This is a genomic window from Streptomyces sp. ISL-98 (assembly GCF_018614055.1).
Lineage (GTDB): Bacteria > Actinomycetota > Actinomycetes > Streptomycetales > Streptomycetaceae > Streptomyces > Streptomyces spiramyceticus.
Map to the genome: position 1 here is coordinate 19,424 of NZ_JAGGPB010000036.1, position 23,463 is coordinate 42,886.

The following is a 23,463-nucleotide window of genomic DNA, read 5'->3' on the forward strand; positions in this document are numbered from 1 at the left end:
CCCTGTTCGAGCGCAGTCGAGAACTTGGGGGAGTCGCCGACCGACGACAACGCCGCAAATGTGCGTGCCAAGCCCCGCGACGCCACGGAGATCGACCGGACACCCCCTAGGCCGTACGGCGCAGCAGCGCGAGGTACATCGCGTCCGTACCGTGCATGTGCGGCCACAGCTGTACGTCGGGTCCGTCGCCCAGCGCCGGAACGCCCGGCATCAGCGGCCTCGCGTCGATCCACTCCACCTCGACCGGCCGGTGCCCGCCGCGGCCCTTCAGCACGTCATCCACGACAATTCGCGTCTCGGCGAGGTGCGGTGAGCACGTCGCGTACCCCACCACACCGCCCACGCGCACCGCGTTCAGCGCCTCGCGCAGCAGCCCGCGCTGGAGCGGGGCGAAGCTCTCCAGGTCCTCCGGGCGGCGACGCCAGCGCGCCTCGGGACGGCGGCGCAGCGCGCCGAGCCCCGAGCACGGGACGTCCATCAGGACGCGGTCGAAGGTGCCGGGGCGCCACGGCGGGTTCAGGCCGTCGGCGGCGATGACCTGGTACGGGCCGGGGTTGCCCGCGAGTGCGCGCTCGACGAGGCGGGCGCGGTGCGGCTGCTTCTCAGAGGCCAGCAGCGCGGCGCCGCGCCGGGCGGCCAGTGCGCCGAGCATGGCCGCCTTGCCGCCGGGACCCGCGCAGCCGTCCAGCCAGCGCTCGTCCGGGCCTTCGAGCGGCGCGTTGGCGAGGGCGACGGCGACGAGCTGGCTGCCCTCGTCCTGGACGCCGGCCCGGCCGTCCTGCACGGCCTCGATGGCTCCGGGCTCGCCGCCCTCGGCCAGCCGCACGGCGTACGGCGACCAGCGGCCGGGCAGCCCGGAGTCCTCGCCCAGTACGTCCAGCAGTTCGTCGGGCGTGGAGCGGCCGGGGCGGGCGACAAGTGTCACCTCGGGCCGCTCGTTGTCGGCTTCGAGGAGGTCCTCGATGCCGGCCCGCCCGCCGCCCAGCGCGTCCCACAGGGCGGTGACGATCCAGCGCGGGTGGGAGTGGACGACGGAGAGGTGGGCCTCGGCGTCGTCGTCGTACGGCGGCGCGACCTGCTTCACCCAGGCGTCGAGATCCTGCGCGGCGATCTTGCGCAGCACGGCGTTGACGAACTTGGCCCGCCCTTCGCCGAGCACCACACGCGCCAGCTCCACGCTCGACGAGACGGCGGCGTGCGTGGGGATGCGGGTGCCGAGCAACTGGTGCGCGCCGAGCGCCAGTACGTCGAGGACCGGCGGGTCCACCTCGCGCAGCGGCCGGTCGATGCACGCCGCGATGACCGCGTCGTACGTGCCCTGGCGGCGCAGCGTCCCGTACACCAGCTCGGTGGCGAGCGCCGCGTCGCGCGCGTCGAAGTCGCCCTTGGCGCGGGCCTTCTTGAGCAGCGGCGGCAGGACGAGGTTCGCGTACGCGTCGCGCTCGTCGACGGCGCGCAGCGCCTCGAAGGCGAGGAAGCGGACCGGGTCCTTCTGGGGACGCCGGTGCGGCTTCGCGGGGCGCTTGGCGGGTCGGCTACGAGGCTGGTCGTTCACGTAAAAGGTGCTCCGCTTGAGAGGGGGACGAACCCTCTCAGCGTACGTCCGCCACGCCGAGGTGTTCTCCCGGGGCGATCCGCACACCGCGCGCCCAGTCGGCGGCGAGCATCGGCTTCTTGCCCTGCGGCTGGACCCAGAGCAGCTCGACGGCGTGCGATCCGGTTCCGGCATACACATTCTTCTTGGCAGCGGACAGCTCGCCGGGGCCCAGGTCCGCGCGGTCGGGCAACGGCTTCACGGCGACCAGCTTGAGCCGCTCGCCGCGGAACAGCGTCCACGCCCCCGGCGCGGGCGTGCAGCCGCGCACCACCCGGTCGACGCGCAGCGCGGGCGCCGTCCAGTCCACCTGGGCGTCCTCGACGGTGAGCTTGGGCGCGAGCGAGATGCCTTCCGCGGGCTGCGGCACGGCGTGCAGAGCGCCGTCCTCGATACCGTCCATGGTGGCGGCGAGCAGCCCGGAACCGGCGAAGGCGAGCCGGGTGAGCAGGTCGCCGCTGGTGTCGGTGGGCCGTACCTGCTCGGTGAGTACGCCGAACACGGGCCCGGAGTCCAGCCCCTCCTCGATCAGGAACGTCGAAGCGCCCGTGACCTCGTCGCCCGCGAGGATCGCGTGCTGGACGGGGGCCGCGCCGCGCCATGCGGGCAGCAGGGAGAAGTGGAGATTGACCCAGCCCCTGGGCGGGATGTCGAGGGCGACCTTGGGCAGCAGCGCGCCGTACGCGACGACGGGGCAGCAGTCGGGCGCGATCTCGCGCAGCCGCGCGAGGAAGTCCGCGTCACGCGGGCTGAACGGCTTGAGCACCTCGATGCCGGCCTCCGCCGCCCGCTCGGCGACGGGGCTGGCGACCAGCCTTCGGCCGCGTCCCGCGGGGGCGTCGGGCCGGGTGACGACGGCGGCAACTTCGTGCCGGTCGGAGGCGATCAGGGCGTCCAGGGCGGGTACGGCGACCTCGGGGGTGCCTGCGAAGACAAGCTTCATCGGTGGCGCGGGCCTCTCGGGCGGGAAGGTATCGGCAGCGTACGGACGATGGCGGAATCGGCAGGCGCACCAGTCTATGGGCCGGGCCGACAGGGGGCGTACGCGCATCCGTGCGCCCCGCGCACAGACGGGTACGCCCCATCAGCGTGACCCCGGCGCCCGGTGGCGCGTTGTCAAGAGAGATTGACCGAACGGCCCGACAGCGGCCCCGACCTTCCTTCCCTCCCTCCCTTCTTCTACGCCGGTTCGAGAGGCTTGTTCATGGCCGACCACGCCACCCACGACGCCCAAGCACGGGCCAGCCTGCATCTGTTGGTACGGGACATCGAGCGGGTCCGGCGGCAGGTGGACGCACTGCGCACCCTCACCGCCCAGCTCGGCAACGTCTACCGCCCGCGTCGTTCCGGCCCGTCCACGGGCTTCGTCGTCTACGGCAGGGCGCCCGCCCCGACCGTCCGCCTCGCGCAGGAACTGCGGGACAGCGTCGAGACGCTGGTGACGGCCGCCGTGGACTTCGACCGTTCGCTCGGTTTCTCCTGGGACGCGGTGGGCTCGGCCCTCGGGGTCACGAAGCAGGCGGTGCACCGGCGTTACGGCGCCCGGCGGGCGGCGGCGCAGACCGGTGCCTCCACCGAGGGCGAGCTCGCCGTCGAAACGCCGGCCGCGACCACGACGCGCACACTGCCGGCCCCGCCGGTCCTGCCCGCGGTGCCCGCAGCCCGCTCGATGCCACCGCAGCCGACACCGGCCGGCCACGCCCTGCGCGAGGAGGCCCGTCCCAACGCCTTCCCGGGCCCCCGCAACGGCTGACGTTCCCTACCCCCGTCGGCCGCCCCGCGAGTACGCCGACACGGCGCGTACGCCGGGGCGGCCGAAGTGTGCGGCGTGCGCCGGGGGCGCGACCAACCGCTGTCGACGACCGTGCCGACCGTGCCCCTGGAGGCCGTGGCCCCGTAGGCGATACGCCGGTGGGCCACTGGCCGCAGGCCTTGGGCCGCAGCCCGTGGGGCCACCTTCCCGTCACCCCACCTCAGCCGCGAGCGGCGCCATGGGGGCTGGGAACTTGCCCCCCGCGGCGGAGCCGCACATGTCACAGCCAAGAAGGGGCGGGCAGGGGGACAGCGCCGCGCCGCAGGCAACCCAGATTGACGCTCCCCTCCGCACCAGCCGGGCCGCCCCTACCCAGGCGCCCGTACGGCGGGGCCACACTCACGCGGGCGAGGCCGCCCACTCACCCAATGTCGAGCGGATCGATCCTGATCCGAACAGGATCCCCGCCCCCGCGAACCAACCGCGCCACCTGCGCAGACTTCAGCGCCGCAGCCAGCGCCGCACCGCTGCCCGGCGGCACCCTGAGCAGTGCGCGCTCCCACACCTCGCCCACCGGAGGATCCCCGGGCCTGCGCGGTCTGCCCGGTTCCGCCACGGGCAGCGGCACCGGCCCCAGCACCTCGGCGTCCCCCGGCAGCTCGGCAGCAGCCAGAAACGCGGCGACCGCCTCGGGGTGCCCACTCACCGCGGCCATCCGGGACACCGGCGGAAAGCCCAGCTCCGCACGCTCCGCGAGCTCGCGCTGCGCATGCCCCACCGGGTCCCACCGCACCAGCGCCTGCACCGGCCGCAGCGTCGGCTCGGCCACCACGACCACCGTGCCGCCCTCGCCCTGCGCCCTGACCAGCGCCGCAGCGCTGATCCAGCGCCGCAGTGCCTCCTCCCCGGCCCGCAGATCCGGCCGCCCGAGCATCGCCCAGCCGTCCAGCAGCAGCGCAGCGGCGTATCCGCCCTCGGCCACCGGCTCCGCCCCCGGCGTACTCACGACGAGCGAGGGCGCACCCGGCACCGAATCCAGCACATGATCACGCCCCGACGTACGCACCGGCACCGCCGGAAACGCCCGCCCCAGCTCCTCCGCCGTGCGCTTCGCACCGACCACCTGGGCCCGCAGCCGCACGCTCCCGCACTCGCCGCAGCGCCACCCGGCCGCGTCCCGGCCGCACCAACCGCAGTGGAGTTCCTGCTGGTCGGCCGCTTCGAGCGGCCCGGCGCAGTGCCGGCACCTGGCGGGCGTACGACACCGCTCGCAGGCGAGGCTCGGTACGTACCCACGCCGCGGCACCTGCACGAGCACCGGACCGGTCTTGAGCCCGTCCCGCACGGTCTGCCAGGCCAGGCTGGGCAGCCGCGCAGCCCGCGCCGCACCGTCCCGCGCCAGCTCCGCGTCGCCGACGGTACGTATCAGCGGGGCCGCGGCCCGCACCTGCTCGCGCCCGGCGCGCAGCGGCGCCGCCCACGTCCCCTCGACGAGCTGAGCCGCCTCCACCGTGCAACTGACGGCCCCCAGCAGAAACGCGCACTTACTGTGCTGCGCCCGCAGCTCCAGCACCTCCCGCACATGCGGAAACGGCGCGTTGTCGTCGCTGTGGCTCGAATCCCCGTCGTCCCACACCACGACGAGCCCCAGGTCCGCCACGGGAGCGAACATCGCGGCCCGCGTCCCGACAACCGCCCGCACCGACCCGCGCCGGACGGCCAGCCACTGCCGGTATCTCTTCTGCGGCCCGGCATCGGCGGTCAGCAGAACATGCTGCCCCTTCCCCACCAGCGCGGTGAGCGCAGCATCCACCCGCGCCGCACTGCGCCCGTCCGGCAGGACGACCAGCGCACCCCGCCCCGAAGCGAGTGTCGCCACCACCGCACGGGCCAGCTCGTCCGGCCAGTGCGGCCCCGGCAAAGCGGTCCACACGGCCCGCGGCGCCCCGCCGCCCGCCAACTCCCGCAAAAAGGCGGGCCCTTGGGCATACCGCTCCCACGTCCCCGCCTCCGGCACACCGGGCGGCGGCAACGGCTCCGGCGACGGCTTCGCCTCAGCGGGCCCGTTCCTCGGCGGGATCGCCAGCTGCAGTACGTCGGCGAGGCTCCCCGCGTAACGGTCGGCGATCGCCCGCGACAGCTCCAGCAGCTCCGGGCTGAGCACCGGCTCCGGTGACACCACATAGGCGAGCGCCGCGAGAGGCCCGGCGTAGTCCGACTCGGCCCGCCGCTCTATGAGAAAGCCGTCGATCATCCCGCCGCCCTCACGACGCCCCTCACGCACGTTGTGCGCTCCGGCACCGAACCGCACCCGCACCCGCACCCCGGGCTGCGCGACGGCGTCCAGCTCCTCCGTCACGGCATAGTCGAAGTACTTGTCGAGGTGCAGCACCCCCTTGTCGACCATGACCCGCGCGACGGGCAACTCCTTCGCCAGCGGCGCCCCCCGCCACGTCCGCGGCTTGGCCTTCGGAACCTTCGCCTGCCGCACGGTCTCCCGAATGAGCGCAAGCTGCTCCGGCACCCCTGCCCGGGGCTCTTCGGACCGCTCGTTCTCCCTGCTCACAACCAAATTCCTACCAGACACCACTGACAGCCCGAACGCACAGCCAGGGCGCACGACGGCCCCGGACCATCCCGGTCCGGGGCCGTCGCTGCCGAGCAGTGCGGGTTACAGCCCCGCGGCCTTGCGCAGTGCCTCCACGCGGTCGGTGCGCTCCCAGGTGAAGTCGGGGAGCTCGCGGCCGAAGTGGCCGTACGCGGCTGTCTGGGCGTAGATCGGGCGCAGCAGGTCGAGGTCGCGGATGATCGCGGCCGGGCGGAGGTCGAAGACCTCGCCGATGGCCGTCTCGATCTTCTCGGTGCCGACCGTCGCCGTGCCGAAGGTCTCGACGAAGAGACCGACCGGCTCCGCCTTGCCGATCGCGTACGCGACCTGGACCTCGCAGCGCGCGGCGAGGCCCGCGGCGACGACGTTCTTGGCGACCCAGCGCATCGCGTACGCCGCCGAGCGGTCGACCTTGGACGGGTCCTTGCCGGAGAAGGCGCCGCCGCCGTGGCGGGCCATACCGCCGTACGTGTCGATGATGATCTTGCGGCCGGTGAGGCCGGCGTCGCCCATCGGGCCGCCGATCTCGAAGCGTCCGGTCGGGTTGACCAGCAGGCGGTAGCCCTCGGTGTCCAGCTTGATGCCGTCGTCGAGGAGCCCCTTGAGGACGTGCTCGACGACGAACTCGCGGATGTCGGGAGCGAGCAGCGAGTCCAGGTCGATGTCCGAGGCGTGCTGCGAGGAGACGACGACCGTGTCGAGGCGGACGGCCTTGTCGCCGTCGTACTCGATGGTGACCTGGGTCTTGCCGTCGGGACGCAGGTAGGGGATGGTCCCGTTCTTGCGGACCTCGGACAGGCGGCGGGAGAGGCGGTGCGCGAGGTGGATCGGGAGCGGCATGAGCTCCGGAGTCTCGTCGCACGCGTAGCCGAACATCAGGCCCTGGTCGCCGGCGCCCTGCTTGTCGAGCTCGTCCTCATCGCCCTCGACCCGGGTCTCGTACGCCGTGTCGACACCCTGAGCGATGTCGGGGGACTGCGCGCCGATGGACACCGACACGCCGCAGGAGGCGCCGTCGAAGCCCTTCTTCGAGGAGTCGTACCCGATGTCGAGGATCTTGTTGCGTACGAGCGTGGGAATGTCGGCGTAGGCCTTGGTGGTCACCTCGCCGGCCACGTGCACGAGGCCAGTGGTGATCAAGGTCTCCACGGCGACCCGGGAGGACGGGTCTTCCCGCAGGAGCGCGTCGAGGATCGTGTCGCTGATCTGGTCAGCGATCTTGTCGGGGTGGCCCTCGGTCACGGACTCCGAGGTGAACAGGCGGCGGGACACATCGCTCCCTGGGGTTGCAGCGGCTGCTGGCTGATCATTGATGGAAAGAGCCGGGAGCTGCGCCCGGCGTCGTTCCGGCATCAGTTTATCGGTCGCATCCGGTCGGCGGACCACGTGTCTCGCTTCGTGGGAGCCCTGTGACCAGCGGCACTGCATTGTGCAGCACCTCCAACACCGGCCGCCAGAGGGCACAACGCCGGAATTTCCCCGGTTTGGGGCGACCCGTGAAGCGGCCAAGAATTAACCCAGTCGACGTGTCACAAGGTCCCAGACCGTGTCGGCGAGGGCTTCCTTGGGGCCGTACGGAACCGGGGTCTCGTCCCCGTCGGCGGCGAGCACCACGGCTTCGTTCTCCTCGGAGCCGAATGTCTTGCGCTCCCCCACCTCATTGACGACCAGCAGGTCACAGCCCTTGCGCCGGAGCTTGTCCCGGCCGTTGGCGAGGACGTTGTCGGTCTCGGCGGCGAAGCCGACGACCACCTGGCCGGGCCTGCTCCGCTCTGCCGAGATCTCCGCGAGGATGTCGGGATTACGGACCAGCTCGACGGCGGCGGGCTCCTGGCCGTCCTTCTTCTTGATCTTTCCCGAGGCGTATGCCGCCGGGCGGAAGTCGGCGACGGCCGCCGCCATCACCACCGCGTCGGCGTCGGCGGCCGCCTTGAGCACGGCTTCGCGCAGCTGCACCGCGGTCCCGACGCGGACGACGTCGGCGCCGGCCGGGTCCGGCAGGCCGGTGTTGGCCTCGATGAGCGTGACCCGGGCGCCGCGCGCGACGGCGGTGCGGGCCAGGGCGTAGCCCTGCTTGCCGGAGGAACGGTTGCCCAGGTAGCGCACGGGGTCGAGCGGTTCGCGCGTACCGCCCGCGCTGATCACGACATGGCGGCCCGCGAGGTCCGGCTCGCTCACACCGCGCGCGAGGACCCGGCGGCAGAGCTCGAAGATCTCGTCCGGGTCGGGCAGCCGCCCCTTGCCCGTGTCGACACCGGTCAGCCGGCCCACCGCGGGCTCGACGACGACCGCCCCGCGGCGGCGCAACGTCGCGACGTTCTCCTGGGTGGCCGGGTGCTCCCACATCTCGGTGTGCATGGCGGGCGCGAAGACCACCGGACAGCGGGCGGTGAGGAGCGTGTTGGTGAGGAGGTCGTCGGCGAGGCCGTGAGCCGCCTTGGCCAGCATGTCGGCGGTGGCGGGGGCGACGACGACCAGGTCGGCGTGCTGGCCGATGCGTACGTGCGGGACCTCGTGGACGTCGGACCAGACCTCGGTCGAGACGGGGTTGCCGGAGAGCGCCGACCAGGTGGCCTCGCCGACGAAGTGCAGGGCCGCGTCGGTCGGCACGACCCGTACGTCGTGACCGGACTCGGTCAGCCGTCGCAGCAGCTCGCACGCCTTGTACGCGGCGATGCCCCCGCTGACCCCCAGCACGACCTTCGGCTTGCGTGCCTTGTCCACTGCGTCTCCCCGCTGGCTCTCCGGTTTATGTCCCTATGACACACCACAGGCCCGGCAGTCGTACTGCCGGGCCTGGGATGAAAAAGATTCCTGCGCCTGCTGACTACTGCGCCGGACCCTCAATGGCCTCGGAGGTCAGCAGACCCGCATTGATCTCGCGCAGGGCGATCGAGAGCGGCTTCTCGTGGACGTGGGTGTCCACCAGAGGGCCGACGTACTCGAGCAGACCCTCACCGAGCTGCGAGTAGTACGCGTTGATCTGACGCGCGCGCTTGGCCGCGTAGATCACGAGGCTGTACTTCGAGTCAGTAGCCTCGAGCAGCTCGTCGATCGGCGGGTTGATGATGCCCTCGGGCGTGGAAATGGAAGAGGACACGCTCTACCTTCCGAAAACTTCTGGAAAATGGGACAAAGATCAAACAACTTCCATCAAGGCTAGCAGCTCACGCGCCACGTCCTCGACGGAGGTGTTGACCAGGGTGACGTCGAACTCCGCCTCCGCGGCGAGTTCGACCTTTGCGGCCTTGAGACGGCGCTCGATGACATCGGGCGCCTCAGTACCGCGACCGGTCAGCCTGCGGACCAGCTCGTCCCAGCTGGGCGGGGCCAGGAATACCAGCAGAGCCTCCGGCATCGACTCACGGACCAGCCGTGCGCCCTGGAGATCGATCTCCAGGAGCACGGGCACGCCCGCTTCGAGGTGCTCGTTCACGGCATGCCGGGGCGTGCCGTAACGATTGCCGGCGAACTCGGCCCACTCCAGCAGCTCACCATTGGCGACCAGCTTGTCGAACTCCTCGTCGCTGACGAAGAAGTACTGGACGCCGTGGCGCTCGCCGGGGCGTGGTTTGCGCGTGGTGGCCGACACCGAGAGCCAGACCTCGGGGTGGACCTTGCGCATATGGGCGACGACCGTGCTCTTGCCGACCCCGGAGGGGCCGGAGAGCACGGTCAGCCGCGGACGTACGTCCGGGGGCACGGGGGTCGTCCCCCGGGATGTTGCAGCCATGGATGCGATTATCCAGGTTCTCGGGAGTGCCCGAGAACGTCAGGCGGGGCCGCCGCCGAACTCGCGCTCCAAAGAGGCGATCTGGTTGGAGCCCAGACCACGCACACGGCGGCTCTCGGAGATCCCGAGTCGCTCCATGAGCTGCTTGGCGCGGACCTTGCCCACGCCGGGCAGAGACTCAAGAAGGGCGGAGACCTTCATCTTGCCGATGACGTCGTTCTCCTGTCCCTGCTTGATGACCTCGTGGAGGGAGGCGCCGGAGTGCTTGAGTCGATTCTTGACCTCGGCCCGCTCCCGGCGAGCCGCGGCGGCCTTTTCGAGCGCGGCTGCGCGCTGTTCAGGGGTAAGGGGCGGAAGAGCCACGCCTACGTCACCTCGGATGTCGAACTGTCGGATACGGACCGGTGAGGAAGCTAGTCGCCCCACACCAGGGTGAGCAACGAACAGCGAGCTGCGCGTTTGCTCTCGACGGAGACTAGCGGCCATGACCGCTCCAGTCAGCGAGAACAGACGAAAAGTCCTGGTCAGCCTCTGTCGAGCTGGACATTCAAGACATAACACCCTGGTTTTGGGTCAGGATTCCGTCAACATGACTCGCGCAGCCGTCGGCGGGTGCCGGATCGGCCTCCTGTCACGCTCCTGAGACCGCCGTACGGACCTCGTCCGCGAAGCGAGAAGCGGAATCCCGCAGTCCGGCAATATCGGGGCCGTGCCTGAGCACACCGCGGCTCACGCTCGGCACGACATTGCCGACCGCCGAGCCGAAGACGCCCGGCAGATCGGCCGGAGTCGCACCCTGCGCGCCGATGCCGGGAGCCAGCAGCGGGCCGTTGATGGCGAGGTCGACACCCGCGTCGCCGAGGGTCGCACCGACCACCGCGCCGACCGATCCGAGCGGCTCGGCGCCCTCGTTCTCGGCCGCGATGTGGTCGAGCATCAGCTGCGCGAGGGACCGGCCGTCGGCGGCGGACGCGCGCTGCACCTCGGCGCCCTCCGGGTTCGAGGTCAGGGCGAGGACGAAGACGCCGCAGCCGTTGATCACGGCGGCGTCCAGGGCCGGGCGCAGCGAGCCGAAGCCGAGGTACGGCGAGACCGTCACCGCGTCCGAGAACAGCGGCGAGTCCTTGTCCAGGTACGTAGCGGCGTACGCACCCATGGTCGAGCCGATGTCGCCGCGCTTGGCGTCCATCAGGACCAGCGCACCGGCCGCCCGGGACTCCTCGACCGCCTTCTCCAGTACGGCGATGCCGCGCGAGCCGAAGCGCTCGAAGAACGCCGACTGCGGCTTGAGTACGGCAACCCGGTCGGCCAGGGCCTCCACGACGGTGCGGGTGAAGGTCTCCAGGCCCTTGATGTCGTCGTTCAGGCCCCAGGCGCCGAGCAGCGAGGCGTGCGGGTCGATGCCGACACAGAGCGGTCCGCGGGTGTCCATGGCGCGGCGCAGGCGGGCGCCGAAGGGCTCGGGAGTCTTCACTTGGCGGCCTTCCGGGTCTCGGCGCCGACGGCGTCGGCGAGGGTGGCGTACGGGCTGTTGGCGAGGCGCGCGGCCAGACCCTTGTGGATGGCGCGGCCCCAGAACGGGCCCTCGTAGATGAAGGCGCTGTAGCCCTGGACGAGCGTGGCGCCCGCGAGGATGCGCTGCCAGGCGTCCTCGGCGTTTTCGATGCCCCCGACTCCGACCAGGGTGATCCGGTCTCCCACGCGGGCGTACAGGCGGCGCAGGACCTCCAGGGAGCGCGCCTTGACGGGCGCTCCGGACAGTCCGCCGGTCTCCTTGACGAGAGCCGGGTCGGACTTCAGGCCGAGGCCCTCGCGGGCGATGGTGGTGTTGGTGGCGATGATGCCGTCGAGGCCGAGCTCCAGCGCCAGGTCGGCGACGGCGTCGACGTCCTCGTCGGCCAGGTCGGGTGCGATCTTGACGAGGAGCGGGACGCGGCGGTCGGTGACCGTACGGTCGGCCGCCTCACGCACGGCGGTCAGCAGCGGGCGCAGCGACTCGGTGGCCTGGAGGTTGCGCAGTCCGGGGGTGTTCGGGGACGAGACGTTGACGACCAGGTAGTCGGCGTGGGCGGCGAGGCGCTCGGTGGAGGTGACGTAGTCGGCGACGGCCTCATCCTCCGGGACGACCTTCGTCTTGCCGATGTTGACGCCGACGACGGTCCGGAAGACAGGGTTACGGGCCGCCAGGCGGGCCGCCACGGCTTCGGAGCCCTCGTTGTTGAACCCCATGCGGTTGATCAGCGCGCGGTCCTTCACGAGGCGGAAGAGGCGCTTCTTGGGGTTGCCGGGCTGCGGCTGGGCGGTGACCGTACCGATCTCGATGTGGTCGAAGCCGAGCATCGACATGCCGTCGATCGCGACGGCGTTCTTGTCGAAACCGGCGGCGAGACCGAACGGGCCGTGCATGCGCAGGCCGAACGCCTCCGTGCGGAGCGAGGAGTGGCGCGGCGCGAGTACGGCGGCGACGAAGGTGCGCAGCACCGGTACGCGGGCGGCGAGGCGGATCCAGCGGAAGGCCAGGTAGTGGGCCTGCTCGGGGTCCATGCGCTTGAAGACGAGGTTGAAGAAGAGTTTGTACATGGTGTGCCTTCTGGGCGAGGTGCGAGGGGTGCCGGGCTCATGAAGAGGGGGACACCGGTCGGTGTCCCCCTCGTTCGCCCTACTCTGCGCGGGCCGCGGTCAGATGTTCCGCGTGTTCCTGGAGTGAACGGACGCCGACGTCGCCGTGGTTGAGCGCGTCGATGCCCTGGACGGCGGCGGCGAGCGCCTGGACCGTAGTGAGGCACGGGACGCTGCGCGACACGGCAGCCGTACGGATGTCGTAGCCGTCGAGGCGGCCGCCGGTGCCGTACGGGGTGTTGACGATGAGGTCGACCTGGCCGTCGTGGATGAGCTGGACGATGGTCTTCTCACCCGCCGGGCCTTCGCCCTCGCTCTGCTTGCGCACGACGGTGGCGTTGATGCCGTTGCGCTTCAGCACCTCGGCCGTGCCGGAGGTGGCGAGCAGCTCGAAGCCGTGGGCGACCAGTTCGCGCGCCGGGAAGATCATCGAGCGCTTGTCGCGGTTGGCGACCGAGATGAACGCGCGGCCCTTCGTCGGCAGCGGACCGTACGCCCCCGCCTGCGACTTGGCGTACGCCGTGCCGAAGACCGAGTCGATGCCCATGACCTCACCGGTGGAGCGCATCTCCGGGCCGAGGACCGTGTCCACGCCGCGCCCGTGCATGTCGCGGAAGCGGCTCCACGGCATGACGGCCTCCTTGACGGAGATCGGCGCGTCCGGCGGCAGCGTGCCGCCGTCGCCGGTCCTCGGCAGCAGGCCCTCGGCGCGCAGCTCCGCGATGGTGGCGCCCAGCGAGATGCGGGCGGCGGCCTTCGCGAGCGGCACCGCGGTCGCCTTCGAGGTGAAGGGGACGGTGCGCGACGCACGCGGGTTGGCTTCCAGGACGTACAGGATGTCGCCGGCCATCGCGAACTGGATGTTGATCAGTCCGCGTACGCCGACACCCTTGGCGATGGCCTCGGTCGAGATCCGCAGCCGCTTGATGTCGAAGCCGCCGAGGGTGATCGGGGGCAGCGCGCAGGCGGAGTCACCGGAGTGGATGCCGGCTTCCTCGATGTGCTCCATGACGCCGCCGAGGTAGAGCTCGGTGCCGTCGTAGAGCGCGTCGACGTCGATCTCGATCGCGTCGTCGAGGAAGCGGTCGACCAGCACCGGGCGGGTGGGGCTGATCTCGGTGGATTCGGCGATGTACGAGGAGAGGCGCGTCTCGTCGTACACGATCTCCATGCCGCGGCCGCCGAGCACGTACGACGGGCGTACGAGGACGGGGTAGCCGATCTCGTCGGCGATGGCCTTGGCCTCGTCGAAGGTCGTCGCCGTGCCGTGCTTGGGGGCAGGCAGACCGGCCTCGGCGAGGACGCGGCCGAAGGCGCCGCGGTCCTCGGCGGCGTGGATGGCCTCGGGCGGGGTGCCGACGACGGGTACGCCGTTGTCCTTGAGCGCCTGGGCGAGGCCCAGCGGGGTCTGGCCGCCGAGCTGGACGATGACGCCCGCGATCGGGCCCGCGAGGGACTCGGCGTGGACGATCTCCAGCACGTCTTCGAGCGTGAGGGGCTCGAAGTACAGGCGGTCGGAGGTGTCGTAGTCGGTGGAGACGGTCTCCGGGTTGCAGTTGACCATCACGGTCTCGTAGCCCGCGTCGCTGAGCGCGAAGGAGGCGTGGACGCAGGAGTAGTCGAACTCGATGCCCTGGCCGATGCGGTTCGGACCCGAGCCGAGGATGATCACGGCGGCCTTCTCGCGCGGCGCGACCTCGCTCTCCTCGTCGTACGAGGAGTAGAAGTACGGCGTCCTGGCAGCGAACTCGGCGGCGCAGGTGTCGACCGTCTTGTAGACCGGGCGGACGCCGAGCGCGTGCCTGACCTCGCGTACGACGTCCTCGCGCAGGCCCCGGATCTCGGCGATCTGGACGTCGGAGAAGCCGTGCTGCTTTGCGTCCGCAAGCAGGTCGGGGTCGAGCTTCGGGGCGGCAGCCAGGCCGTCCGCGTGCTCCTTGATCAGGTACATCTGGTCGACGAACCACGGGTCGATCTTCGTGGCGTCGAAGATCTCCTCGGGCGTCGCACCGGCACGGATGGCCTGCATGACGGTGTTGATGCGGCCGTCCGTGGGGACCTTGGCGGTCTCCAGGAGCGCGGCCCTGTCGCCGGGCTCACCGACGAAGGTGAACTGGCTGCCCTTCTTCTCCAGCGAGCGCAGCGCCTTCTGCAGCGCCTCGGTGAAGTTGCGGCCGATGGCCATGGCCTCGCCCACCGACTTCATGGTGGTGGTGAGGGTGGCGTCGGCGGCCGGGAACTTCTCGAAGGCGAAGCGCGGCACCTTGACGACGACGTAGTCGAGCGTGGGCTCGAAGGACGCGGGCGTCTTCTCGGTGATGTCGTTGGGGATCTCGTCCAGCGTGTAGCCGACGGCCAGGCGGGCGGCGATCTTCGCGATCGGGAAGCCGGTCGCCTTCGACGCGAGCGCGGAGGAGCGGGAGACGCGCGGGTTCATCTCGATGACGATGATGCGGCCGTCGTCGGGGTTGATCGCGAACTGGATGTTGCAGCCGCCCGTGTCCACGCCGACCTCGCGGATGATCGCGATACCGACGTCCCGCAGCCGCTGGTACTCGCGGTCGGTCAGCGTCATCGCCGGGGCGACGGTGATCGAGTCACCCGTGTGCACGCCCATCGGGTCGAAGTTCTCGATGGAGCACACGACCACGACGTTGTCGTGCTTGTCGCGCATCAGCTCCAGCTCGTACTCCTTCCAGCCGAGGATGGACTCTTCCAGGAGCACCTCGGTGGTCGGCGAGAGCGTGAGGCCCTGTCCGGCGATGCGGCGCAGCTCTTCCTCGTCGTGCGCGAAGCCGGAGCCGGCGCCGCCCATGGTGAAGGAGGGGCGTACGACGACGGGGTAGCCGCCGAGCGTGTCGACGCCCGCGATGACGTCGTCCATGGAGTGGCAGATGACCGAGCGGGCGGACTCGCCGTAACCGATCTTGGCCTTGACGGCCTCGACGACGCCCTTGAAGAGGTCGCGGTCCTCGCCCTTGTTGATGGCCTCTACGTTGGCGCCGATGAGCTCGACGCCGTACTTCTCCAGCACGCCCTGCTCGTGCATGGAGATCGCGGTGTTGAGCGCGGTCTGGCCGCCGAGGGTCGGCAGCAGCGCGTCGGGGCGCTCCTTGGCGATGATCTTCTCGACGAACTCCGGGGTGATCGGCTCGACGTACGTGGCGTCGGCGATCTCCGGGTCGGTCATGATCGTGGCCGGGTTGGAGTTGACCAGGATGACGCGCAGGCCCTCGGACTTGAGGACGCGGCAGGCCTGGGTGCCGGAGTAGTCGAACTCGGCGGCCTGGCCGATGACGATCGGACCTGAGCCGATGACCAGGACGGACTGGATATCGGTGCGCTTAGGCACGCTGGCCCTCCATGAGCTGTACGAAGCGGTCGAACAGGTACGCGGCGTCGTGCGGGCCTGCGGCTGCCTCGGGGTGGTACTGGACGCTGAATGCGGGCTGGTCGAGCAGCTGGAGGCCTTCGACCACATCGTCGTTCAGGCAGATATGTGAAACCTCTACTCGCCCGAACGGGGTCTCGGAGACCTTGTCGAGCGGGGCGTCGACGGCGAACCCGTGGTTGTGCGCGGTGACCTCGACCTTGCCGGTCGTACGGTCCTGCACAGGCTGGTTGATGCCGCGGTGGCCGTACTTGAGCTTGTACGTGCCGAAGCCGAGCGCCCGTCCCAGGATCTGGTTGCCGAAGCAGATGCCGAAGAGCGGAGTCTTGCGCTCCAGGACAGCCTTGATGACGGTGAGGTCGACCGTGGACGGGTCGCCCGGGCCGTTGGAGAGGAACACGCCGTCCGGGTTGAGGGCGTACACATCCTCAACACTGGCGGTGGCTGGCAGGACGTGCACCTCGATGCCGCGCTCGGCCATGAGGCGCGGGGTCATGCCCTTGATGCCCAGGTCGATGGCGGCGACGGTGAACTTCTTCGCACCGATCGCGGGGACGACGTACGGCTCCTCAGTGGTGACCTCGGCGGCGAGCGAGGCGCCCACCATCTGGGGCGCTTCCTTCACGCGGGCGAGCAGCGCTTCCTCGTCGCCCAGTGCCTGGCCGGAGAAGATGCCGACGCGCATCGCGCCGCGCTCGCGCAGGTGGCGGGTGAGGGCGCGGGTGTCGATGCCGCTGATGCCGACGACGCCCTGCTGGACGAGCTCGTCGTCCAGCGAGCGCCGGGAGCGCCAGTTGGAGGGGACGCGTGCGGGGTCGCGTACGACGTAACCGGCGACCCAGATCTTCCTGGACTCGTCGTCCTCGTCGTTGACGCCGGTGTTGCCGACGTGCGGGGCGGTCATCACGACGACCTGGCGGTGGTACGACGGGTCGGTGAGGGTCTCCTGGTAACCGGTCATGCCGGTGTTGAACACCGCCTCGCCGAAGGTCTCCCCCACGGCCCCGTAGGCGCGGCCGCGGAAGATGCGGCCGTCCTCCAGGACGAGTACGGCGGGAGCCTTGGCGGCTCCCCGGGTGGAGATCGTCATCGTGCGGTGCCTTCCGTCGTGATGAATTGCTTCATGGAGTTGATGGCTTCGACCCAGGCGGCGTGCTCCGCCGCGCGGTCGGAGCGGAAGCCGGAGTCGAGCAGCTTGTCGCCGTGCTGCCAGGTGACGACCAGCAGGCCGCCCTCGGCGAGGACCTTGCCCGCGATGCCCTTGTCGAGGCGGGCCTCGCGCAGCGCAGCCGCGGGGACGAAGAAGTCGGCAGCCCCGGGTCGTACGACATCGAGACCCGCGTCGGTGAGCGTCAGCTCGGCCCGGCTGCGCGTGCCGAGGCCGTGGGCCACGATCCGGTCGAGCCACTGCCCGGCGGTCGTGGAGCCGTGGTAGCGCCCGCTCATGCTCAGCTTCGCCTCACCGGGCGCCTCGGGCGCGGTGGGCAGCTCGGGCAGGTCCGACTGGAGCGTGCCGCGCCACTTCCATCCCTGGCGCATCAGCCAGTAGAGGAGCGCGACGAAGAGCAGCAGGCCGACGACCCAGCCGATCCGGGCGGCCACGTCGGTGACTTCCGCCGACTTCTGCTCCGCGGCGACGGCCTCGGCCGCCAGATGGATGAAAGGTGTCACGCCAGATTCCCGTCGACGACCGTTGCGCGGCCCCGGAGCCAGGTGTGGGTGACGCGCCCCGGCAGCTCACGGCCCTCGTAGGGGGTGTTGCGGCTGCGGGAGGCGAAGCCCGAGGGGTCCACGGGTCCACGGTAAGCCGGATCGACCAGCGTGAGGTTGGCGGGCTCGCCTGCCGAGACGGGGCGGCCGTGGCCCTCCAGGCGGCCGATGGCGGCCGGCCGGAACGACATGCGGTCGGCGACGCCGGCCCAGTCGATCAGGCCGCTGTCGACCATCGTCTGCTGGACGACGGACAGGGCGGTCTCCAGGCCGACCATGCCCATGGCCGCGGCCGCCCACTCGCAGTCCTTGTCCTCGTGCGGGTGCGGGGCGTGGTCGGTGGCGACGCAGTCGATGGTGCCGTCGGCGAGCGCCTCGCGCAGGGCCATGACATCGGCCTCGGTGCGCAGCGGCGGGTTCACCTTGTAGACCGGGTTGTACGTACGGGCCAGCTCGTCCGTCAGCAGGAGGTGGTGCGGGGTGACCTCGGCAGTGACGTTCCAGCCCTTGGACTTGGCCCAGCGGACGATCTCGACCGAGCCTGCGGTCGACAGGTGGCAGATGTGCACGCGGGAGCCGACGTGGGCGGCGAGGAGGACATCGCGGGCGATGATCGACTCCTCGGCGACGGCCGGCCAGCCGCCCAGACCCAGCTCGGAGGAGACGATGCCCTCGTTCATCTGGGCGCCCTCGGTCAGTCGGGGCTCCTGGGCGTGCTGCGCGACGACGCCGTCGAAGGCCTTCACGTACTCCAGTGCGCGGCGCATGATCACGGCGTCGTCGACGCACTTGCCGTCGTCGGAGAAGACCTTCACACCGGCGGCGGAGTCGTGCATGGCGCCGAGCTCGGCGAGCTTCTTGCCCTCCAGGCCGACGGTGACGGCGCCGACGGGCTGGACGTCGCAGTAGCCGGACTGCTTGCCGAGGCGCCAGACCTGCTCGACGACGCCGGCGGTGTCGGCGACGGGGAAGGTGTTGGCCATGGCGTGTACGGCGGTGAAGCCGCCGACGGCCGCCGCCTTGGTGCCGGTCAGGACGGTCTCGGAGTCCTCCCGGCCGGGCTCGCGCAGGTGGGTGTGCAGGTCGACGAGCCCGGGCAGCAGGACCTTGCCCTCGCCCTCGACAACGGTCGCGCCTTCGGCGCTCAGACCGGTTCCGACCGCCGCGATGGTCTCGCCGTCGATCAGTACGTCCTGGGGCTCGCCGCCCAGCACCTTCGCGCCACGAATAAGGATCTTGCTCATGGTTACTTGGTCTCCTCGGTGCGGGCGTGGTTGGAGCCGGGGGTGGCGCTGGGGCTGATGGCGGGCTCGTTGCCGCCCAGAAGCAGATACAGGACGGCCATCCGGGTCGAGACACCGTTGGCGACCTGCTCGACGGCCGTGCAGCGGTCGGAGTCCGCGACCTGCGCGGTGATCTCCATGCCGCGGTTCATCGGGCCGGGGTGCATGACGATGGCGTGCCCGGGCATCCGGGCCATGCGGTCGCCGTCCAGGCCGTAGCGGCGCGAGTACTCGCGCTCGGTCGGGAAGAAGGCGGCGTTCATCCGTTCGCGCTGCACACGCAGCATCATCACCGCGTCGGACTTCGGCAGCACCTCGTCGAGGTCGTACGAGACCTCGCAGGGCCAGTGCTCGACGCCGATCGGGACCAGGGTGGGCGGCGCGACGAGCGTCACCTCGGCGCCGAGGGTGTGCAGCAGGTGGACGTTGGAGCGGGCGACGCGGCTGTGCAGTACGTCGCCGACGATCGTGATGCGGCGCCCGTCCAGGTCACGCCCTATGCCGGCGTCCGGGCCGACCAGGCGGCGGCGCATCGTGAAGGCGTCGAGCAGCGCCTGGGTGGGGTGCTCGTGGGTGCCGTCGCCCGCGTTCACGACCGCGCCGTCGATCCAGCCGGACGTCGCCAGGCGGTACGGGGCGCCGGAGGCGTGGTGGCGGATGACGACGGCGTCGGCGCCCATCGCCTCCAGGGTCAGCGCGGTGTCCTTGAGCGACTCGCCCTTGGAGACGGACGAGCCCTTGGCGGAGAAGTTGATGACATCGGCGGAGAGGCGCTTGGCGGCGGCCTCGAAGGAGATGCGGGTCCGGGTCGAGTCCTCGAAGAAGAGGTTGACGACAGTACGTCCGCGCAGGGTCGGCAGCTTCTTGATCGGCCGGTCGGCCACGCGGGCCATCTCCTCGGCGGTGTCGAGGATCAGCACGGCATCGTCGTGGGTGAGGTCGGCGGCCGAGATGAGGTGGCGCTTCATCTGGTGCTCCGTGGTTCGTGAAGGGGCGCTGGTGTGAAGGCGGGCAGGGCAGGCTCGGGTACGGGCCCGGTCTCGCTCTTCGGGTCCGTACGGGAAAGCGCTACTGCTCGCCGGCCGGAGCGGTCTGCTGGAGGCCGAGCAGCACGGCGTCGCGGCCGTCCTCCTCGGACAGCTGGACCTTGACCGTCTCCCGCAACGAGGTGGGGAGGTTCTTGCCGACGTAATCGGCGCGGATCGGCAGTTCGCGGTGGCCCCGGTCGACGAGGACCGCGAGCTGCACGGCGCGGGGGCGGCCGATGTCGCCCAGTGCGTCGAGCGCGGCCCGGATCGTCCGCCCGGAGAAGAGCACGTCGTCGACGAGGACGACGAGCCGGTCCTCGATGCCGTCACCGGGGATTTCCGTCCGCGCGAGAGCACGCGCGGGGCGCATGCGCAGGTCGTCGCGGTACATGGTGATGTCGAGGGAGCCGACCGGCATTTTGCGGCTGGTGATCTCTTCGAGCTTGGCGGCCAGCCGGCGGGCCAGGAAGACACCGCGGGTGGGAATGCCGAGGAGCACCACGTCGTCGGCACCCTTGGCGCGCTCGACGATCTCGTGGGCGATGCGGGTCAGTACCCGCTCGATGTCCGGACCCTCGAGGACGGGGCGCGGCGCATCGGAATTCATTGCGTCCATTGGAAACGGACCTCCTTCTCCGCCTCACGGGACGGACCTTAAAGGACGTCGGAATTGCGTCGTCAACGGTACCAGTACGTTTCCCGGGTCTTGTCGCCACCCCTCGGAAGGGGTGGCCCGGACTCATTCGGCTTGACGCACCCAAGTAACGCTGCGTAACCTCACAGTGAGTTACCAGCCGCGCGGCGGAGCCGCACGTATTCACAGCGTCCGGGGAGCCATATGTCCAGCGAATACGCAAAACAGCTCGGGGCCAAGCTCCGCGCCATCCGCACCCAGCAGGGCCTTTCCCTTCATGGTGTCGAGGAGAAGTCCCAGGGCCGCTGGAAGGCCGTCGTGGTCGGCTCCTACGAGCGCGGCGACCGCGCTGTGACCGTACAGCGCCTCGCCGAGCTGGCGGACTTCTACGGCGTCCCCGTGCAGGAGCTCCTGCCCGGTACGACGCCCGGGGGCGCCGCCGAGCCGCCGCCGAAGCTCCGTCTTGACCTGGAGCGCCTCGCCCATGTCCCGGCCGAGAAGGCGGGCCCGCTCCAGCGCTACGCCGCGACGATCCAGTCGCAGCGCGGCGACTACAACGGCAAGGTGCTGTCGATCCGCCAGGACGACCTGCGCACTCTGGCCGTCATTTACGACCAGTCGCCTTCGGTCCTTACCGAGCAGCTCATCAGCTGGGGCGTGCTCGACGCGGAGGCTCGCCGCGCAGTTGCCCACGAGGACATCTGAGCAACGCAGCAGAAACGTAACGCCGGGGTCGGCGGAAGCTTTCGGGCTTCCGCCGACCCCGGCGTTTTTCTGTGCTGAGGGTGCTGAGGCTTTCCGCGGCGGCTCGGCGTGCGGCGGGCACGGCAAAGGGCCCGGGGCACGCTCTGAAGCATGCCCCGGGCCCTTGAGCCGTAATACTCCGAGTCGGTGGCTAGTCGCGACGCAGACTCGGCTTGAGGTCCTTGAAGCGGCCCAGCAGGCCGTTCACGAAGGACGGGGAGTCGTCGGTGGAGAACTCCTTGGCGAGTTGCACCGCCTCGTCGATCACCACCGCGTCGGGAGTCTCGTCCACCCACACCAGCTCGTACGCGCCGAGCCGCAGGATGTTGCGGTCGACGACCGGCATCCGGTCGATGGTCCAGTCGACCGCGTAGGTCGCGATGAGGTCCTCGATGCGGTCCGCGTGGTCCGCGTACCCCTCGACGAGCTGCATCGTGTACTCGCTCACCGGCGGCTGCCGGGTGTCGGTCCGGGCATGCCGCATCCAGTCCGCGAGGACCGTCTGCACGGACTCACCGCGCTGGTCGGCCTCGAAGAGGATCTGGAAGGCGCGCTTACGCGCCGTATTCCGGGCAGCCACGGTTAGCTGTTCACCCGGCCGAGGTACTCGCCGGAGCGGGTGTCCACCTTGATCTTCTCACCGGTGGTGATGAAGAGCGGGACGCCGATCTCGTAGCCCGTCTCGAGCTTGGCGGGCTTGGAGCCACCGGTGGAGCGGTCGCCCTGGACGCCGGGCTCGGTGTACTCGATGACCAGCTCGACGGCAGCGGGGAGCTCGATGTAGAGGGGGCTGCCCTCGTACATCGCAACGCTGGCCTCGAAGCCCTCGAGCAGGAAGCGGGCGGCGTCGCCGACGACCTCGGGGGTGACGTAGATCTGGTCGTACGTGTCCATGTCCATGAACACGAAGCTGTCGCCGTCCTTGAACGAGAACTGCATGTCGCGCTTGTCGATGTTCGCCGTCTCGACCTTCACGCCGGCGTTGAAGGTCTTGTCGACGACCTTGCCGGAGAGAACGTTCTTGAGCTTGGTGCGCACAAAGGCAGGGCCCTTGCCGGGCTTGACGTGCTGGAACTCGACGACGGACCAGAGCTGGCCCCCGTCGAGCTTGAGCACCAGGCCGTTCTTGAGGTCGTTCGTGGAAGCCACGGTTGCGGAATCTCCTGGACTGAAGGCTGGTGGGACCTCGGATGCGCGCTGCGGCACTGGGCTACAGCGCGAGCAGCTCCTTGGTCGTAATGGTGAGTAGCTCGGGTCCGCCGTCCGCCTCGGGGCGCACGACGAGCGTGTCATCGATCCTGACACCGCCCCGGCCCGGGAGGTGGACCCCCGGTTCGACGGTGACCGGCACGCAGACGTCCAGTTTACCCATGGCCGCAGGTGCCAGCTGCGGGTCCTCCTCCATTTCGAGTCCGACACCGTGTCCGGTCTGGGGCGCGAGGCCCTCGCCGTGGCCCGCAGCATCCAGTACGTGGCGTGCGGCGCGGTCGACTTCGCGGTACTCGACGCCGGGGGCGAGAGCCTCCCTGCCCGCCCTCTGAGCGGCGAAGACGAGGTCGTACAGCTCGATCTGCCAGTCTGCGGGCGTCGTACCGATGACGAAGGTACGGCCGATCTCGCACCGGTAGCCGCGGTAATTGGCGCCGAGGCAGACGGAGAGAAAATCACCCTCTTCAACGCGCCGGTCGGAGGGCCTGTGCCGGCCCAGACCCGAGTTCGGCCCTGTGGCCACCGAGGTGGGGAAGGCGGTGCCGTCGGCGCCGTGGTCGACGAGGCGGCGCTCCAGCTCCAGCGCGAGGTGCCGTTCGGTCCTTCCGACCAGGATCGATTCGAGCAGCTCGCTCAGCGCCTGGTCGGTGATCTCGGCCGCGATCCGCAGGCATGCGATCTCGTCCTCGTCCTTGACGATCCGCAGCTGCTCGACGGCGCCCGCGAGGTCGTTCAGGCGCAGCCCCGGTGCGACCGAGCTCAGCGCGCGGTGTCTGGCGACGGTCAGGTGGTGTTCCTCGACGGCGAGCGATGCGGCGCCTGACGCCGCGACGAGATCGGCCGCGGCGACGACAGTGTCGCCGCCGGGGACCGGCAGGACCCTGACCCGCAGCTGTTCGTCCGGGCGGCCGTCCAGAGGGTCGGTGGCGGCCGTACGCGAGCAGAGCAGCGCGTCCTCGCCGGGGCCGACCAGCAGCACGGACCCGGGCGGCGCCCCGCCCGCGAGGTAGCGGACGTTGGCCGGACGGGAGACCAGTGCGGCGGCGCTGCCGGAAGCGGCGCACCGGTCGCGCAGCCGCCCGCGGCGAACCGCATACAGCTCTGACATGTTTCGAGCGTACGAGCGGTGCCGCGGCCCGGCAGTGCGAGCGCGTCCG

Annotated in this window: 21 protein-coding genes; 2 read left to right on the forward strand and 19 right to left on the reverse strand. The window is 70.6% G+C overall.

Annotation, left to right across the window (positions count from 1 at the left end; all coding sequences use genetic code 11):
* Positions 1–106 precede the first annotated feature (106 nt).
* Together J7I98_RS24975 and fmt are read right to left on the reverse strand one after the other, a co-directional pair.
* Positions 107–1,555 (reverse strand): RsmB/NOP family class I SAM-dependent RNA methyltransferase, encoded by a 1,449-nt coding sequence (locus tag J7I98_RS24975; protein WP_214925807.1) that lies wholly within the window; start codon positions 1,553–1,555, stop codon positions 107–109.
* 37 nt (positions 1,556–1,592) lie between these two features.
* Positions 1,593–2,537, reverse strand: a complete 945-nt coding sequence (gene fmt / locus J7I98_RS24980) for a methionyl-tRNA formyltransferase (protein ID WP_214925808.1) — start codon at positions 2,535–2,537, stop codon at positions 1,593–1,595.
* Positions 2,538–2,798: 261 nt separating this feature from the next.
* On the opposite strand from fmt, the gene J7I98_RS24985 reads away from it, so the two are divergent.
* Positions 2,799–3,347 (forward strand): hypothetical protein, encoded by a 549-nt coding sequence (locus J7I98_RS24985; RefSeq protein ID WP_214925813.1) that lies wholly within the window; start codon positions 2,799–2,801, stop codon positions 3,345–3,347.
* A gap of 421 nt (positions 3,348–3,768) precedes the next feature.
* On the opposite strand, the gene J7I98_RS24990 is transcribed toward J7I98_RS24985, so the two are convergent.
* The 14 genes from J7I98_RS24990 to pyrR all read right to left on the reverse strand — a co-directional run bounded on the left by J7I98_RS24990 (position 3,769) and on the right by pyrR (position 20,335).
* Positions 3,769–5,913: a primosomal protein N' gene (locus J7I98_RS24990; RefSeq protein WP_214925814.1), complete on the reverse strand. Its 2,145-nt coding sequence runs from the start codon at positions 5,911–5,913 to the stop codon at positions 3,769–3,771.
* 105 nt (positions 5,914–6,018) lie between these two features.
* Complete coding sequence (metK, locus tag J7I98_RS24995) at positions 6,019–7,227, reverse strand: methionine adenosyltransferase (RefSeq protein WP_214925816.1); 1,209 nt, start codon at positions 7,225–7,227, stop codon at positions 6,019–6,021.
* Positions 7,228–7,467: 240 nt separating this feature from the next.
* Entirely contained in the window at positions 7,468–8,679 is a 1,212-nt protein-coding gene (gene coaBC, locus J7I98_RS25000) for a bifunctional phosphopantothenoylcysteine decarboxylase/phosphopantothenate--cysteine ligase CoaBC (RefSeq protein WP_214925820.1), read from the reverse strand.
* A 103-nt stretch (positions 8,680–8,782) separates the two neighbouring features.
* Positions 8,783–9,055, reverse strand: coding sequence for a DNA-directed RNA polymerase subunit omega (gene rpoZ / locus J7I98_RS25005; RefSeq protein ID WP_028814064.1), 273 nt, complete (start codon positions 9,053–9,055; stop codon positions 8,783–8,785).
* Between the two features lie 39 nt (positions 9,056–9,094).
* Entirely contained in the window at positions 9,095–9,688 is a 594-nt protein-coding gene (gmk, locus tag J7I98_RS25010; protein ID WP_214925828.1) for a guanylate kinase, read from the reverse strand.
* 39 nt (positions 9,689–9,727) lie between these two features.
* Positions 9,728–10,051, reverse strand: a complete 324-nt coding sequence (locus J7I98_RS25015; RefSeq protein ID WP_108147606.1) for an integration host factor — start codon at positions 10,049–10,051, stop codon at positions 9,728–9,730.
* A gap of 268 nt (positions 10,052–10,319) precedes the next feature.
* Positions 10,320–11,162: an orotidine-5'-phosphate decarboxylase gene (gene pyrF / locus J7I98_RS25020; RefSeq protein ID WP_214925831.1), complete on the reverse strand. Its 843-nt coding sequence runs from the start codon at positions 11,160–11,162 to the stop codon at positions 10,320–10,322.
* Positions 11,159–12,268 carry a quinone-dependent dihydroorotate dehydrogenase gene (locus J7I98_RS25025; protein ID WP_214925833.1) on the reverse strand — a complete coding sequence of 370 codons (1,110 nt, stop codon included), beginning with the start codon at positions 12,266–12,268 and terminating at the stop codon, positions 11,159–11,161. The genes pyrF and J7I98_RS25025 overlap by 4 nt, the downstream gene beginning before the upstream one ends.
* 79 nt (positions 12,269–12,347) lie before the next feature.
* Entirely contained in the window at positions 12,348–15,659 is a 3,312-nt protein-coding gene (gene carB / locus J7I98_RS25030; protein ID WP_214925837.1) for a carbamoyl-phosphate synthase large subunit, read from the reverse strand.
* Positions 15,652–16,788: a glutamine-hydrolyzing carbamoyl-phosphate synthase small subunit gene (gene carA, locus J7I98_RS25035; protein WP_214925839.1), complete on the reverse strand. Its 1,137-nt coding sequence runs from the start codon at positions 16,786–16,788 to the stop codon at positions 15,652–15,654. Before carA ends, carB begins: the two co-directional genes overlap by 8 nt.
* On the reverse strand, positions 16,785–17,369 hold the full coding sequence (locus tag J7I98_RS25040) for a hypothetical protein (protein ID WP_214925842.1): 585 nt from the start codon (positions 17,367–17,369) through the stop codon (positions 16,785–16,787). The genes carA and J7I98_RS25040 overlap by 4 nt, the downstream gene beginning before the upstream one ends.
* Complete coding sequence (locus J7I98_RS25045) at positions 17,366–18,652, reverse strand: dihydroorotase (RefSeq protein WP_214925845.1); 1,287 nt, start codon at positions 18,650–18,652, stop codon at positions 17,366–17,368. The genes J7I98_RS25040 and J7I98_RS25045 overlap by 4 nt, the downstream gene beginning before the upstream one ends.
* A 2-nt stretch (positions 18,653–18,654) precedes the next feature.
* Positions 18,655–19,659, reverse strand: coding sequence for an aspartate carbamoyltransferase catalytic subunit (locus tag J7I98_RS25050; RefSeq protein ID WP_214925848.1), 1,005 nt, complete (start codon positions 19,657–19,659; stop codon positions 18,655–18,657).
* 100 nt (positions 19,660–19,759) lie between these two features.
* On the reverse strand, positions 19,760–20,335 hold the full coding sequence (gene pyrR, locus J7I98_RS25055) for a bifunctional pyr operon transcriptional regulator/uracil phosphoribosyltransferase PyrR (RefSeq protein WP_214925860.1): 576 nt from the start codon (positions 20,333–20,335) through the stop codon (positions 19,760–19,762).
* Between the two features lie 222 nt (positions 20,336–20,557).
* On the opposite strand from pyrR, the gene bldD reads away from it, so the two are divergent.
* The gene (bldD, locus tag J7I98_RS25060; RefSeq protein ID WP_214925871.1) at positions 20,558–21,058 is read left to right on the forward strand and encodes a transcriptional regulator BldD; all 501 of its coding nucleotides are present in this window, start codon (positions 20,558–20,560) and stop codon (positions 21,056–21,058) included.
* Between the two features lie 190 nt (positions 21,059–21,248).
* On the opposite strand, the gene nusB is transcribed toward bldD, so the two are convergent.
* The 3 genes from nusB to J7I98_RS25075 form a co-directional block, all read right to left on the reverse strand.
* On the reverse strand, positions 21,249–21,677 hold the full coding sequence (nusB, locus tag J7I98_RS25065) for a transcription antitermination factor NusB (RefSeq protein ID WP_214925874.1): 429 nt from the start codon (positions 21,675–21,677) through the stop codon (positions 21,249–21,251).
* Between the two features lie 2 nt (positions 21,678–21,679).
* On the reverse strand, positions 21,680–22,246 hold the full coding sequence (efp, locus tag J7I98_RS25070) for an elongation factor P (protein WP_214925877.1): 567 nt from the start codon (positions 22,244–22,246) through the stop codon (positions 21,680–21,682).
* 61 nt (positions 22,247–22,307) lie between these two features.
* Positions 22,308–23,414: an aminopeptidase P family protein gene (locus J7I98_RS25075; RefSeq protein ID WP_214925881.1), complete on the reverse strand. Its 1,107-nt coding sequence runs from the start codon at positions 23,412–23,414 to the stop codon at positions 22,308–22,310.
* Positions 23,415–23,463 lie beyond the last annotated feature (49 nt).